Here is a 12,759-nt window from a genome sequence, read left to right as displayed (position 1 = left end):
CGCCCACCCTGCAACCTGGAGCGGGCGCGGCGAACTCGTCGCGAGGTCCGATACGACAGCGCCCCCGGCTCCACCCCCAAGGGGAACCGGGAGGGATGGGCACTGCCGCTCCTCGCAGGGCACCAGCAGGGAGGCCTGCCGGAAAGTCTCCGCGCGCACCGCCCTCGGGCCACTCACCGACCACCGGGCGGGCGCTTCGACACCCATGGCAAGCCTAGAAACCCCACACCCACCTCGGTATCCGACGAATGCCCTAATTCGTGGCTGAGGCGCGCACCCTGCACCGGCGGCGCGACCCGCTCAATGGAGGGCAGGCGGGCGCACCAGCACCGGCGGGGAGCCGCCACGCTGGACGCGCGCCGCATTCCGGACCTGGGTGGGCGCCGTGCCGAACCAGCGGCGGGCCGCCTTCGTCAACGCCGACTGCTCGCGAAAACCCACCATGGCCGCGACTTCGCCCAGCGGCAGGCTGGTTTCACGCAGCAGCAGCTGCACGACATCGCGACGGGCCTCGTCGAGGATCTCGGAGAACCGGGTGCCCTCCGCGGCCAGGGCGCGCTGCAGCGAACGCTCGTGCACCGAGAGCGTTCGCGCTATCGCCTGAATATCGGTGGGGGCCTTGGTGATCGCATTGTCGATGGCGACCCGCACCCGCGCGGACATGGACTGGTCCAGCTGTGCGGAGTTCCGGTTCAGGTAGTCCATGGCGATCGTGTACAGCACGCTGTCGCTGTCCGGGATGGCACGGGCCAGCGTGTCGGCGGGGAAGCGAAAGACCGTGGTGGGCATGTCGAATCGCACCGGGGCCCCGAAGTACGCGGTGTACCGCGCGGTCGGCGCGAGTGCGGGATGTGGCAGGTGCACCTCCTGCAGCCCGTAGTTCCCGCCGGCCATCCGCAGCAGAAACCGGTGGATGGTGCCCGCGCCGTGATCGATGCCCTGACAGATGCTGGTCGCCTCGGCGCGGTCGCGGTAGCGCAGGCCCACCATGCCGGGCCGCTGCTCGGGGTCGGCGACCAGCCCGAGCGCGAGGCCGGTGTGATGCACGAACAGGAACCGTGCCGCCGTCTCGATACCCGCGCCGATCGTGGGCGCGTTGGCCACCGCCACCGCGAGCGGGCCGAACGCTCCGCCGTTCTGCCGGGCGGCCAGCCGCAGGCCGATATCGGGGCAGTCCAGTTCGGTCGCCGCGGCCTCCAGCACCCAGCCGGCCGCGTCGGCGGAGATCATGGCGTCCTCACTGGCCACCGCTTCGGGCGTGATGTCGAAACGCGCCAGCAGCGCGAGGCCGTCACCACCCAGCTCCTGAGCCAGTTCCGCGAAGCCGCGCAATCCAGCGGCTCGGGTCGTTGCCGCGACGATGCGAACCACCTCGTTTCCGACCGATCGGTTCGTCAAAACTGTCCCACTCATCGTGCCGCGCCGGACGCCGATTTGTCGCCTGTGCACAAAAGATTGTCGGGAAATGACCAACCGCGGCAAAAAGTTGTCGGCTCGGCACCAGCACCGGCCCCACTGTCCCGGACAGAATGCAGAACCATGAGATCTGGATCACGGGCGAGGCTCGCCGGAAAGCTGGCGGCGGCAGCAGTCGCCGCCGTCCTGGGCACCTCCCTGCTCGTACAACCCGCTTCCGGCGACCCCGCCGGCGACTTCACCGGAATCGACGGCGGCACGTACGCGGCCGGATGGACCGCGGCCGTCGACGGCCCGCAGCCCTACAACGGGATCGCGCCCGACCTGGCCGTGCCGATCACCATGAGCGACGGCACGGTGCTGAAGGCCGACATCATCCACCCCGCCGACAACGGCCGCGTCCCCGACACCCGGCGACCCGTGGTGCTGCAGATGCAGGGCTACGGCAAAATGCCGATGCTCATCGGACAGGCCCTGCTCAGCATCCCGGGCATCCAGGATGTGCTGCTCCCGTGGCTCGCCTCGCTGAACCTGCCGGGCGTCGGACTCGACGGCATCTTCGACATGACCCGCCAGCTGGATTCGGGCGCGGTGTCGGCCGCCATCCAGGACTGGGCGCTGGCACACGCCGGATACACGTTGGTACAGGTCGACATTCGCGGCACCGGCACCTCCGAGGGCAAGTGGCAGGTGTTCGGCGAACGCGAGAAACAGGACATGGTCGAGGTGATCGACTGGATCACCCGGCAATCCTGGAGCGACGGCAATGTCGGCACCATGGGCATCTCCTTCACCGGCATCTCGGCCATGGAGGTCGCCGACCGGAACCCGCCCGGATTGAAGGCGATCTTCGCCTACGAGCCCAGCGCCGACATCTTCACCGATATCGCCGGTTCGGGCGGCGCGGTCGGCGCGGGCTTCCTGGTGCCCTGGCTGATCGGGGTGAACTTCCTCAAGATGATCCCCGACGTGGAAGCCCTGCTGGTCGGAAAGTTCGATCCCGCACAGCAATTGGAGTGGCTGCGCGATCGCATAGCCGATCCGGCGGTGCTGGTCGACAAGGTGCTCAACGGCTACACCGCCATGGCCCCGAGCCAGCTCACCCCCTCCACCCAGGAGATCTACGACCCGGAATCCGGGTTCCGGCAGGGCCTGAAGATCGACCCGAGCAAGGTCGAGGTGCCCACCTTCGTCGTCGACGCCTGGTGGGATCTGTTCGGCAGCACGCCGACCGACACCTACAACACCATGCCGCTGCCGCTGGAACAGAAGAAACTGATCATGGGCGAGGGCTACCACCTCGGTTCCGGCGTCGCCGGATTCGGGCATCCCGGCATGCCGCCGCGCCTGGACGTGCTGCAGCGCGCCTGGTTCGACAAGTGGCTGCGCGGCATCGACAACGGCATCGACCGCTACAGCCCGCTCACCCTGAAACAGCAGGGCGGCGGCTGGGTCACCAGCCTCGAGTACCCGAACAACGCGATCACCTACCGGCGGATGTATCTCAACGACATCCCCTCGGGCACCACACAGAGTTCGCTCTACGACGGCGGACTGTCGGCCGCCCCGCCGGCCACCCCGCGTGATCTCACCGTCGCACCCGGCGTGCTGAGCCTGTGCAGCCGGGACGCGGCCCGGATCGCGGCGGGCATCGTCTCGATAATCCAAGCCTGCGGCGATGATTCGCGAATCTGGGAGATGAACGGGCTCACCTTCACCAGTGCGCCCGTCGCCGAGCCGACAACCATCTCCGGCGCGATCAACATGCATCTGAACGTCGTGCACGATGCCGCCGACGGCTACTGGGTCGTCACCCTCAACGATGTCGCGCCCGACGGGGCGTCACGGGAGATCACCACCGGTCAGCTGGTGAGCTCACTGCGGCAGATCGACGACGCGGCCAGCCTGAAATCGCCCAACGGCGACTACACGCAGCCGGCGTACTACCTCGACATGGACCGGCGGCAGCCCACCGTTCCCGGTGAGGCGGTCACGCTCGACATCGCCATGACGCCCATGGAGGCCGTACTGGCTCCGGGGCATCGACTGCGAATCGACGTGTACGCCAGCAACTTCCCCAAGGGCGTGCCGATACTGCCGATCCTGGTGGACTCCGGGCTGAAGCCGCAGCACGTCCGGCTCGATCCGAACGCGCCGAGCTGGGTGAACATCCCGCTGTCGGCGGCCGTTCCGGAATAGTCCGGGCGGCTTCTCAGCCCGGCACGACAGTGCGCCGGGGGCGGCGGTCGCCGCGCCGCTCCCGCGCACTGCTCCGCACTTGCAGCGGGGTCACACCGAACCAGCGCCGCACCGCCTTGGTGAGCGCGGACTGATCACCCAGCCCGACCACCGCCGTGATCTGCGCCATCGACAGATCCGTATCACGCAGCAACCGGTGCGCGGTATCGCGGCGCGCGGCGTCGAGCACCTCGGCGAAAGTCGTTCCCTCAGCGACCAGCGCGTCGGCGAGAGTGCGCTCCGGCAGCGACAACAGGTGCGCGATCCGATGGATGTCGGTACTTGCGTCGAGCCGGATGCGATCGATGGCCAACCGCACCCTGGCCACCATGGTCTGGCCCAGGTCCGGGAAATTCTTGGTCAGATAGTCCATGGCCAGCGTGCGCAGCATGGCACTGCTGCCCGGCACCGGGCGATCGGGCAGATCCGCGGGCAGCCGGAACACCGTGGTGGGGGTGTCGAATCGCACCTCGCACCCGAAGTATTCGCGATAGCTCGCGGCCGGAGCGAGCGCGGCATGCGGCAGATGAACCGACAGCAGCCCGTACTCGTCACCGAGCCCGTGCCGCAGGAAGCGGTGGATGATGCCCGCCGCCAGATCGATCGCCTGGCCGAATCCGGTGGCCTCGCCCGGATCTCGATAGTGCAGCCCGACCACCCCGGGCCGCCCCTCCGGATCGTCCACGACCGCGACCGAGATTCCGGTGTGATGGGTGAACAGGAAACGCGAGGCACAGGTGATGGCGTCACCGGCGGTCGCGGCATTGGCGACGGCCACGGCGAGCGGGCCGAGCGCGGTGGCGTCCTGCCGGGCGGCCAGCCGCAGACCCAGATCCGGACAGCGCAGTTCGACGGCGGCCGCCTCCAGCAATCGGCCGATGGCCTCCGCGGAGATCATGGCGTCGTCGCTGTCCGGGGCGGCCGGGGTGATATCGAATCCGCGCAGCAGCGCCGTACCGTCGGCGCCGAGCTCACCGGCCAGTTCCCGGAATCCCCGCAGTGTCGCCGCACGGGCCACAGCAACCATCGCGCACACCACCTCCCATCCGTACGCAAACTACAGTGTCACAGACAGTTGCGTCCAGAATTGTGCACCACACCGAACGCCACGACCCCGGTCCGTGCGGACCGGGGTCGTGGCGTTCGGAAAGTCAGGCGGAACTCTCGGAGGATTCCGGCTTCGGGGCATCCTCCCTGTCCCGCGTGGTGATGCCGTGCTCGGTGCCCTCGTCGGCTTCCTGATCCGGCTCCGGATTCTCCGGGGAGAAGGTGGCGGGCAGGTTCTTGATGTGCTTGTTCATATTGCGGATGAGCAGCACGGTGCCGGCCAGCAGGAGCAGGACGATGACGAGGCCCAGGGGTGACGCCTTGCCGAACTCGGGTCCGGTCGGGTTGGTCGGGGAACCTTGGGCGAGCAGGGTCAGGATCATCGGTCGGGGTCCTCGGTGTCGGCGTCGTCGATTCCCGCGAACAGGTCGGTCTCCGGGATGGCGGTGCGCACCCGGGTCTTGGCCAGCTCGAATTCCTCGGTGGGCCACAGCTTCTGCTGCATCTCCGTCGGAATGGCGAAGAAGGCGCCGTTGGGGTCGATCTGGGTGGCGTGCGCGCGCAGGGCGTCGTCACGCTGCGGGAAGTATTTGGCGCATTCCACCTGGGTGGTCACCCGGGACATGACGTCACCGCGTTCGGCCGCGTACTTGCGCATGCGGTCCATCCACTCCTGCATGGGGAACGGTTCGCCGATGCGGGCGTACTCATCGGCGAACACCTCGAGCCGGGTCAGGCTGAAACCGTGGTTGTAGTAGAGCTTCGAGGGGGTCCAGGGTTCGCCCGCGTCGGGGAACTGCTCCGGATCGCCCGCGGCCTCGTAGGCCGCGACGGACACCTTGTGGCACATGATGTGGTCGGGGTGGGGGTACCCGCCCATCTCGTCGTAGGTGGTGATGACGTGCGGCTTGAACTCGCGCACCACCTTCACCAGCGCCTCGGTGGCCTCCTCCAGGGGCACCAGCGCGAAGCTGCCCTCGGGTAGGGGCGGCAGCGGATCACCTTCGGGCAGGCCGGAATCGGTGTAGCCGAGCCACAGCTGCTCGACACCGAGCGCGGCGGCGGCCGCGGCCATCTCCTCGCGCCGGACCTCGGTGATGCGGTCCTTGATGCCGGGGACGTCCATGGCGGGGTTGAGGATGTCGCCGCGTTCGCCACCGGTCAGGGTGACGACGAGGACCTCGTTTCCCTCGGCCGCGTAGCGGGCGGTCGTCGCCGCGCCCTTGCTGGATTCGTCGTCGGGGTGCGCGTGTACCGCCATGAGGCGAAGACCACTCACTTCTCGTTCACCTCACCGATCACAGTGTTCACCTCATCGCTCTCCGCCGACTCCGGGCAGGGGGTGTCCGATCTCCTTCCCTATAGTTCCATCCGACCGACATTTGTTCCGACCTACCCCCCGGGAGCGTCCAGCCGTGAGCGAGCGCAGCGAGCGAACCGAGGACACAGCGCGCCTCACTTCGGCCGGCGGCCGCAGTGAAAGGCCGGCCGACCGGTACGGAATCTCGCGGCGCAAGACGCCACGCTGGCTGCCCTACGCCCTGGGAGTGTTCGTCATCGCCGCCGGAGTCGTGGTCGCCTTCCTCGGCTACCGCACCTACGGGCCCAAGGACATCGAACCGGAACGCCTCGGCTACACCGTCGTCGACGATTCGACCGTGGACGTGGACTTCAAGGTCACCCGCCAGGATCCCGGCAAACCCATCGTCTGCTACGTTCGAGCCCTGACCGGTGACAGCACCGAGGTCGGCCGCCGTGAAGTTCTCATCCCGGCATCCGACAGCGGAACTGTCCGTCTCACAACACGGTTGCGCACCACAGAGCGCGCCGGAGCGGCCAACATCTACGGGTGTAGCGACAAGGTTCCGGCCTACCTCCGCGCCGGGTGAAAAGTCCGGTACGCAACCCGCTTTGATGCTTCTACCTGCATCTTTGCAAATCGTGCTAAAATGACGCGATACACGGTTCCGGGGTTCGGAGCCGTGTTTGCTTGCATTGGCGGCAGGTGCTGTCGGGATTCTCCCCCAGGATCGCTCTAGCCGTCCACTGCCGCCATGCCTTCTCCACGGAGAGGGTTGGGCGGCGGAAATCAGGGAATCCCGGCTTGCCGGGGACAACTACTAGGGAGTGATCGAAGATGACTGAGACAGTGACCTGGCTGACACCGGAGTCGCACGAGAGGCTCAAGGGCGAACTCGACGCGCTCATCGCCAACCGTCCGGTCATCGCGGCCGAGATCAACGAGCGTCGCGAAGAAGGCGATCTCAAGGAGAACGGCGGCTACCACGCGGCACGCGAAGAGCAGGGCCAGCAGGAGGCGCGCATCCGCCAGCTGCAGGAACTACTCAACAACGCCAAGGTCGGCATCGCGCCGACCAAATCCGGCGTCGCGCTGCCCGGCTCCGTCGTCAAGGTCTATTACGACGGCGATGAAACCGACACCGAAACCTTCCTCATCGCCACCCGCGAAGAGGGCCTCGGCCGCGCCGACCTGGAAACCTACTCCCCCAACTCCCCCCTGGGCGGAGCCCTCATCGACGCCAAGGTCGGCGAAACCCGTGAATACACCCTGCCCAACGGCAACACCATGAAGGTGACGCTGGTCAGCGCGGAGCCGTACCACAGCTGACTGTCCCGCCTCCCCGCGACTTCAGCGCCCGGCCAAGAGCCGTAAACGCTGTGCACGCGTGGTGCGGTCAAGCACGACACCGATTTCGGACGTCCCCGGTGAGTTACCCGGACCGAACGAAATCAGTTGTCACCGTTCATAACAGAAGCGCCGCACCGGATTCCGGTGCGGCGCTTCTTGTTGTCGGGGGTCCGGGGGCGGAGCCCCTGAGAGCCGTTTTCGGGGGTTCGGGGGCGGAGCCCCTGAGAGCCCTCCTGAGAGTTAGGACAGTGCCTGCTCCAGGTCGGCGAGGAGGTCGCTGATGTCCTCGATGCCCACCGAGAGGCGGACGAGGTCGGCGGGGACCTCGAGGGCGGAGCCGGCGGTGGAGGCGTGGGTCATCGCGCCCGGGTGCTCGATCAGGGACTCCACGCCGCCGAGGGATTCGGCGAGGGTGAAGAGCTTGGTGCGGGCGCAGAAGTCGAGGGCCGCTTCCTTGCCGCCGTGGACGCGGACCGAGATCATGCCGCCGAAGCGCCGCATCTGCTTCTGGGCGGTGGTGTGGCCGGGGTGTTCCGGAAGGCCGGGGTAGATGACCTGGGCGATCTTCGGGTGGTTCGAGAGGAACTCGGCGATGGTCTCGGCGTTGTCGCAGTGGCGGTCCATGCGCAGGGCGAGGGTTTTGATGCCGCGCAGGGTGAGGAAGGCGTCCATCGGGCCGGGGACCGCGCCCGCCCCGTTCTGCAGGAAGGCGAATTTGGCGTCGAGGTCCTGATCGTTGGTGATGAGCGCGCCGCCGACCACGTCCGAGTGACCGCCGATGTACTTGGTGGTCGAGTGGATCACGATGTCCGCGCCCAGCAGCAGCGGCTGCTGCAGGTACGGCGAGGCGAAGGTGTTGTCCACCACCAGCTTCGCGCCGCCCCGGTGCGCGACGTCCGCGATGGCCGCGATGTCACCGACGTTCAGCAGCGGGTTGGTCGGCGTCTCGATCCACACCAGCTTGGTATTGGGCCGCATGGCCTTCGCCAGCTCGTCGGCGTCGTTGACCGCCGCCACCGAGTACTCGATCCCCCACTGCGTGAAGACCTTGTCGATCAGCCGGAAGGTGCCGCCGTACGCGTCGTTCGGGATCACCAGGTGGTCGCCGGGACGCAGGTTGGCGCGCAGCGCACAGTCGGTGGCCGCCATGCCGGAGGCGAATGCGCGCCCGTACGTACCCGATTCGAGCGCCGCCAGATTGGCTTCCAGCGCGGTGCGGGTCGGGTTACCGGTGCGGGCGTACTCGTAGCCACCCCGCATACCGCCCACCCCGTCCTGGGCGAACGTCGAACTCGCGTAGATGGGCACGTTCACCGCACCGGTCTGAGGGTCGGGATCGAACCCGGCGTGCACGGCCCGTGTGGAGAAACCCAGCTGATCGCTCATGGCCCGAGTCTATTGCCCGGCGAAATCGCTATGAATTCGCGGTGTGGAACCTCACCCTCGGTCGTTGTCGCGGTGACCGCCTGCTCCTAGGGTGAGGCCATGGTCACCGTTGATGAACTCTTCGCAATCGACTCGCTGCTCTCCGAGGAGGAGAAGGCCATCCGCGATACCGTGCGCGCGTTCGGGGCGGAGCGGTTGCGGCCGCATGTGGCGGAGTGGTTCGAGGCGGGAACGTTCCCGGTGCGGGAGATCGCGCCCGAGCTGGGGAAGCTGGGACTGCTGGGGATGCATCTGGAGGGGTACGGCTGCGCGGGCACCTCGGCTACCGCGTACGGGCTGGCCTGCATGGAGGTGGAGGCCGTGGATTCCGGTGTGCGGTCGCTGGTTTCGGTGCAGGGGTCGCTGGCCATGACCGCGATCCACAAGTACGGCTCGGAGGAGCAGAAGCAGCGGTGGCTGCCGGAGATGGCCGCCGGCCGGCTGATCGGCTGCTTCGGACTGACCGAACCGGACTTCGGATCGAATCCGGGCGGGATGCGCACCCGGGCGAAGCGGGACGGCGACGACTGGATCCTCGACGGGTCGAAGATGTGGATCACCAACGGGTCCGTGGCGGATGTGGCGATCGTGTGGGCGCAGACCCTCGAAGGTGAGAAGCAGGTGATTCGCGGGTTCGTAGTGCCCACGGACACACCGGGATTCAGTGCTCGGGAGATGCATCACAAGTTGTCGCTGCGGGCTTCGATCACGGCCGAGCTGTCACTGGACGGGGTGCGGCTGCCCGCGGACGCGATGCTGCCCAACGGGCGCGGATTGACCGCTCCGCTGGGATGTTTGAGCGAGGCCCGGTTCGGGATCATCTTCGGCGCGCTCGGTGCGGCGCGTGACTGTCTCACCGCCGCAATCGATTACGCGAAGACCCGCGAGGTGTTCGACAAGCCGCTGGCCGCCTACCAGCTCACCCAGGCCAAGCTGGCGGATATGGCGGTGGAGCTCGGCAAGGGTCAGCTGCTGGCCCTGCACCTGGGCCGGTTGAAGGATCGCGGCGAACTGCGCGGCGAACAGGTGAGCGCGGGCAAGCTGAACAGCACCCGCGAGGCCATCGCCATCGCGCGGGAATGCCGGACCATTCTCGGCGCGAACGGCATCACCCTCGAGTACCCGGTGCTGCGGCACGCCAACAACCTGGAGTCGGTGCTCACCTACGAGGGCACGGCCGAGGTGCATCAGCTGGTGCTGGGCGAGGCGCTGACCGGTTCCAAAGCCTTCCGCTGACGCTGCTCAGACATTCCGCTGAGCAGCGGGAAGCGGACCGCTGAGAGTTTCGAGGCATACCGCTGCGCGCGCGTGTGCGCGATATCTCACAGCCGCCGCGTGGGTGCCGGGTGATTGCTAGCATGAGCCGGTGTTCGGCTCCGCGTTGCTCGTCGTTTCGGCGCGAAAGACCTTGACCCGCCTGAACCGCACGCATGGAGCCCCCGCCCGGCTCGCTGCCGAGGAGTTCCCGGCGCTGTCGGCGGAGATCGATCAGCATGCGGCGGCAGTGCGGGACATTCTCGATGCGGGAGTACGCAATTCGGCCATGGTGCCGACCAGCGTGCTGCTGGCGGGATATGCCCGCGGCGTGCTGGAGGATCTGCACGACTTGGACATTCCGCTCCCGGCCGAACCGGACGACTGGCGCTACGCCGACTGGATCCACCTCCGGCTCGCCGCCGTGTGCGCCCTCGCCCGCACGGAATGAACTCGGCCACGGACGCATGAGAAACGGCCCGCGCACGGTGCGCGGGCCGTTTCGGCTTCACGGGACGGTCCGGAGACATCCGCTGCGAGGGTTTGCTACAGCATCCCCGGGTTGTTGCCGGGATTCGGGGGCTGTCCAGCTTGTCCGGGTGCCTGGCCGCCCTGCCCGGGCATCTGCTGCCCGTAACCGGCCTGGCCGTATCCGGGCGGCACGGGCCGCTCGGCCCACTTTCCGGGCGGCATCTGCCCGCCCGCCATGGCCTGCTGCCGCATCATGGCCTGCTGTTGCTGCGCCATCATGGCCTGCTGCTGGGCCTCGCGCTGCCGGACGGCGTCCTCGCGGCCGCGCTGGTACGCCTCGGCGTGCCCCTTCACCTCGGGCATCTCGCTCTCGATGGTTTCCAGCCAGCCTTCCCAGCGCTGCTGCATGGGCCGGATCAGGCCGCCGCCCACACCCACGACGAGCACGCCGCCGATGACCGCGAGCACGGTGATGAGGATGGGCATGGTGACCGAGGTGCCGACCCCGATCTGATTGAGCGCGGCGATGATGCCGACGCCCCAGATGAACACGGCCGCAATGCGTCCCATCATGCGCCCGTAGGACAGCCCGCTGAGCATGTTCGCGATCATGTCCATCACCACGCGCGCGATGGCGCCCGCGATGCAGACGATGACGATGGCCACGGCCAGCCGCGGCAGCCAGGCCACGATGCCGTTGAGCATGGTGCTGATCGGGTTCGGCCCGAAGACGCCGAAGCCGAGCTGCAGGGTGAGCAGCAGGACCGCGTAGTAGGCGAGTTTCGCGATGATGCCGGTGGCGTCGTAGCGTCCGCGCGCCAGCATCTCCTTGATGCCGCCGCGCTCGACCAGCCGATCGAAGCCGACCCGGTTCAGCAGCTGAGTGACTACGCGCGCAACGATTTTCGCGACCATCCAGCCGATGAGCAGGATGGCGAGGAAGCCGACGAACTTCGGCACGAACGTGGCGATGTTGCTCCACGCGGCCGAGAGTCCCTCTTGGATGTCGATAGCCAGAAAACTCGAGGTGCCCATGAACCCGGTCCCTTCGCTATCCGCGGTTTCCGGCCGTGTGCCGGAACTGCGCAGCACTGCACAGAACTACTTCAAGCGGGTTTATACCCCTATGCGAACACCCGAACCGGCAGTTTGCGAAAAAGTTGCCAATTCGGGTGCTTGCTATTTGCCAGAGATCAATCCGAGCACTGCCCGGAGACGCTCAGTAGGCGCTGTTGACGTTGTCCATGGAGCCGTAGCGGTGCGCCGCGTAATTGCAGGCGGCCACGATGTTGGAGACCGGGTTCCACACGTCGAACGGGGTGCCCTCGACGTGGTACGCCGCGAAGGTCGGGTCGATGACCTGCAGCAGGCCCTTGGACGGGATGCCCATGGCGGCATTGGAGTCGTACAGGTTGATGGCCTGCGGGTTGCCGCTGGACTCGCGGATGATGTTGCGGTAGATGCCGTCGTAGGAGCCGGGGATGCCCTTCGCTGCCATGATGTCCAGGGCCTGGCGGATCCAGCCGTCCAGGTTGTCCGGGTAGACGGGCGCGGGCGGGGCGGGCGGCACCTCGACGACCGGCTCCGGCATGGGAGCGGGCACGGGGGCCTGCTCGGCGACGGGGGCGACGGTCCCGGTGATGGGGGCCGTGGCGGCGAGGGTCTGCTTCAGCGACACCGGCTTGACGTCGCCCTGGGCGGCGCCGGCGGCGGTGATGATGGATCCGAAGACGCCCAGGGCGAGGGCGGCGGTGCCGACGGTGCGGGCGGTGGCAACCGCCTTGCTACGTCTGGCAGGGTCACTCAGTGCGGAGAGGGCATTCTTGGGCATGGCGGAGTTGATTCCTGTTCGGTTTCGGGCTCGCAGGCCGGGGAGACCCAGCGCGGGGTGCAGGGCGCACGCCAATCGGCGCTTGCTCTGCGCGCTGGGGGCTGTTGTCCGTTGCTGTTGTGAAACCCGTTACGGGCCAATGGAATAGACGCTGAAGGAGGCAGCGGGTGACAGTGCCGGCCAAATCTGGCCGTGGTGCCTCATCGCACCGGTGGCGTGATCACATTCCGCATGTGTCGACATCTCCTCGCGTCATTCAGACTTCTGGTCTGTTTCCGACAAGGTCACAGCTTGATTGCGCTTAGTAAACACAGTCTGAACCAAAAGTGAACAGCAGTTGAACTGGCTCGTTCGGCACCCTCGGGACCTGCATTAATACAAGCGCTGACCTGCTGATCCGCGTGCAAACACAAAGTGTTTCAGATCA

The 12,759-nt window shown here is 67.3% G+C and carries 12 protein-coding genes; 5 read left to right on the top strand and 7 right to left on the bottom strand.

Annotation, left to right across the window (positions count from 1 at the left end; genetic code table 11):
• Nucleotides 1-300: 300 nt before the first annotated feature.
• Nucleotides 301-1,371: an AraC family transcriptional regulator gene (locus JK358_RS16420; protein ID WP_307817554.1), complete on the bottom strand. Its 1,071-nt coding sequence runs from the start codon at nucleotides 1,369-1,371 to the stop codon at nucleotides 301-303.
• Nucleotides 1,372-1,539: 168 nt separating this feature from the next.
• Here JK358_RS16420 and JK358_RS16415 point away from each other — a divergent pair, with 168 nt between their 5' ends.
• The gene (locus JK358_RS16415; protein ID WP_201948574.1) at nucleotides 1,540-3,615 is read left to right on the top strand and encodes a CocE/NonD family hydrolase; all 2,076 of its coding nucleotides are present in this window, start codon (nucleotides 1,540-1,542) and stop codon (nucleotides 3,613-3,615) included.
• Nucleotides 3,616-3,628: 13 nt separating this feature from the next.
• Here the strand turns inward: JK358_RS16415 and JK358_RS16410 are convergent, their stop codons facing one another.
• From JK358_RS16410 to mca, 3 genes are all read right to left on the bottom strand, one after another.
• Nucleotides 3,629-4,681: an AraC family transcriptional regulator gene (locus tag JK358_RS16410; RefSeq protein ID WP_201948573.1), complete on the bottom strand. Its 1,053-nt coding sequence runs from the start codon at nucleotides 4,679-4,681 to the stop codon at nucleotides 3,629-3,631.
• 124 nt (nucleotides 4,682-4,805) lie between these two features.
• Nucleotides 4,806-5,084, bottom strand: a complete 279-nt coding sequence (locus tag JK358_RS16405) for a hypothetical protein (protein WP_201948572.1) — start codon at nucleotides 5,082-5,084, stop codon at nucleotides 4,806-4,808.
• On the bottom strand, nucleotides 5,081-5,962 hold the full coding sequence (gene mca / locus JK358_RS16400; protein ID WP_201948911.1) for a mycothiol conjugate amidase Mca: 882 nt from the start codon (nucleotides 5,960-5,962) through the stop codon (nucleotides 5,081-5,083). Before mca ends, JK358_RS16405 begins: the two co-directional genes overlap by 4 nt.
• Nucleotides 5,963-6,116: 154 nt before the next feature.
• On the opposite strand from mca, the gene JK358_RS16395 reads away from it, so the two are divergent.
• Nucleotides 6,117-6,590, top strand: coding sequence for a DUF4307 domain-containing protein (locus JK358_RS16395; protein WP_307817553.1), 474 nt, complete (start codon nucleotides 6,117-6,119; stop codon nucleotides 6,588-6,590).
• A 248-nt stretch (nucleotides 6,591-6,838) separates the two neighbouring features.
• Nucleotides 6,839-7,330, top strand: coding sequence for a transcription elongation factor GreA (greA, locus tag JK358_RS16390; RefSeq protein WP_201948570.1), 492 nt, complete (start codon nucleotides 6,839-6,841; stop codon nucleotides 7,328-7,330).
• Nucleotides 7,331-7,591: 261 nt separating this feature from the next.
• Here greA and JK358_RS16385 read toward each other — a convergent pair whose 3' ends face one another.
• Nucleotides 7,592-8,737: a cystathionine gamma-synthase gene (locus JK358_RS16385; protein ID WP_201948569.1), complete on the bottom strand. Its 1,146-nt coding sequence runs from the start codon at nucleotides 8,735-8,737 to the stop codon at nucleotides 7,592-7,594.
• Between the two features lie 99 nt (nucleotides 8,738-8,836).
• On the opposite strand from JK358_RS16385, the gene JK358_RS16380 reads away from it, so the two are divergent.
• Both JK358_RS16380 and JK358_RS16375 read left to right on the top strand, forming a co-directional pair.
• Nucleotides 8,837-10,012 (top strand): acyl-CoA dehydrogenase family protein, encoded by a 1,176-nt coding sequence (locus tag JK358_RS16380; RefSeq protein WP_201948568.1) that lies wholly within the window; start codon nucleotides 8,837-8,839, stop codon nucleotides 10,010-10,012.
• A 130-nt stretch (nucleotides 10,013-10,142) separates the two neighbouring features.
• Nucleotides 10,143-10,481, top strand: coding sequence for a DUF6401 family natural product biosynthesis protein (locus tag JK358_RS16375; RefSeq protein ID WP_201948567.1), 339 nt, complete (start codon nucleotides 10,143-10,145; stop codon nucleotides 10,479-10,481).
• Nucleotides 10,482-10,576: 95 nt separating this feature from the next.
• On the opposite strand, the gene JK358_RS16370 is transcribed toward JK358_RS16375, so the two are convergent.
• Nucleotides 10,577-11,536: a mechanosensitive ion channel family protein gene (locus JK358_RS16370; RefSeq protein WP_201948566.1), complete on the bottom strand. Its 960-nt coding sequence runs from the start codon at nucleotides 11,534-11,536 to the stop codon at nucleotides 10,577-10,579.
• A 184-nt stretch (nucleotides 11,537-11,720) separates the two neighbouring features.
• Nucleotides 11,721-12,332 carry a transglycosylase SLT domain-containing protein gene (locus JK358_RS16365; protein WP_201948565.1) on the bottom strand — a complete coding sequence of 204 codons (612 nt, stop codon included), beginning with the start codon at nucleotides 12,330-12,332 and terminating at the stop codon, nucleotides 11,721-11,723.
• Nucleotides 12,333-12,759: the final 427 nt, after the last annotated feature.

Origin of the sequence: Nocardia acididurans (assembly GCF_016741815.1) — a bacterium.
In the GTDB taxonomy this organism is placed as follows: Bacteria; Actinomycetota; Actinomycetes; order Mycobacteriales; family Mycobacteriaceae; genus Nocardia; species Nocardia acididurans.
Note: the sequence above shows the minus strand (reverse complement) of the source record. Positions and strands in the feature narration are given on the sequence as shown.

What these genes read in the sequence shown, in the direction of transcription:
- JK358_RS16415 (WP_201948574.1), top strand. Translation starts at nt 1,540, where the DNA reads ATGAGATCTGGATCACGGGCGAGGCTCGCCGGAAAGCTGGCGGCGGCA.
- JK358_RS16410 (WP_201948573.1), bottom strand. Translation starts at nt 4,681, where the DNA reads ATGGTTGCTGTGGCCCGTGCGGCGACACTGCGGGGATTCCGGGAACTG.
- JK358_RS16405 (WP_201948572.1), bottom strand. Translation starts at nt 5,084, where the DNA reads ATGATCCTGACCCTGCTCGCCCAAGGTTCCCCGACCAACCCGACCGGA.
- mca (WP_201948911.1), bottom strand. Translation starts at nt 5,962, where the DNA reads ATGGCGGTACACGCGCACCCCGACGACGAATCCAGCAAGGGCGCGGCG.
- greA (WP_201948570.1), top strand. Translation starts at nt 6,839, where the DNA reads ATGACTGAGACAGTGACCTGGCTGACACCGGAGTCGCACGAGAGGCTC.
- JK358_RS16385 (WP_201948569.1), bottom strand. Translation starts at nt 8,737, where the DNA reads ATGAGCGATCAGCTGGGTTTCTCCACACGGGCCGTGCACGCCGGGTTC.
- JK358_RS16380 (WP_201948568.1), top strand. Translation starts at nt 8,837, where the DNA reads ATGGTCACCGTTGATGAACTCTTCGCAATCGACTCGCTGCTCTCCGAG.
- JK358_RS16370 (WP_201948566.1), bottom strand. Translation starts at nt 11,536, where the DNA reads ATGGGCACCTCGAGTTTTCTGGCTATCGACATCCAAGAGGGACTCTCG.
- JK358_RS16365 (WP_201948565.1), bottom strand. Translation starts at nt 12,332, where the DNA reads ATGCCCAAGAATGCCCTCTCCGCACTGAGTGACCCTGCCAGACGTAGC.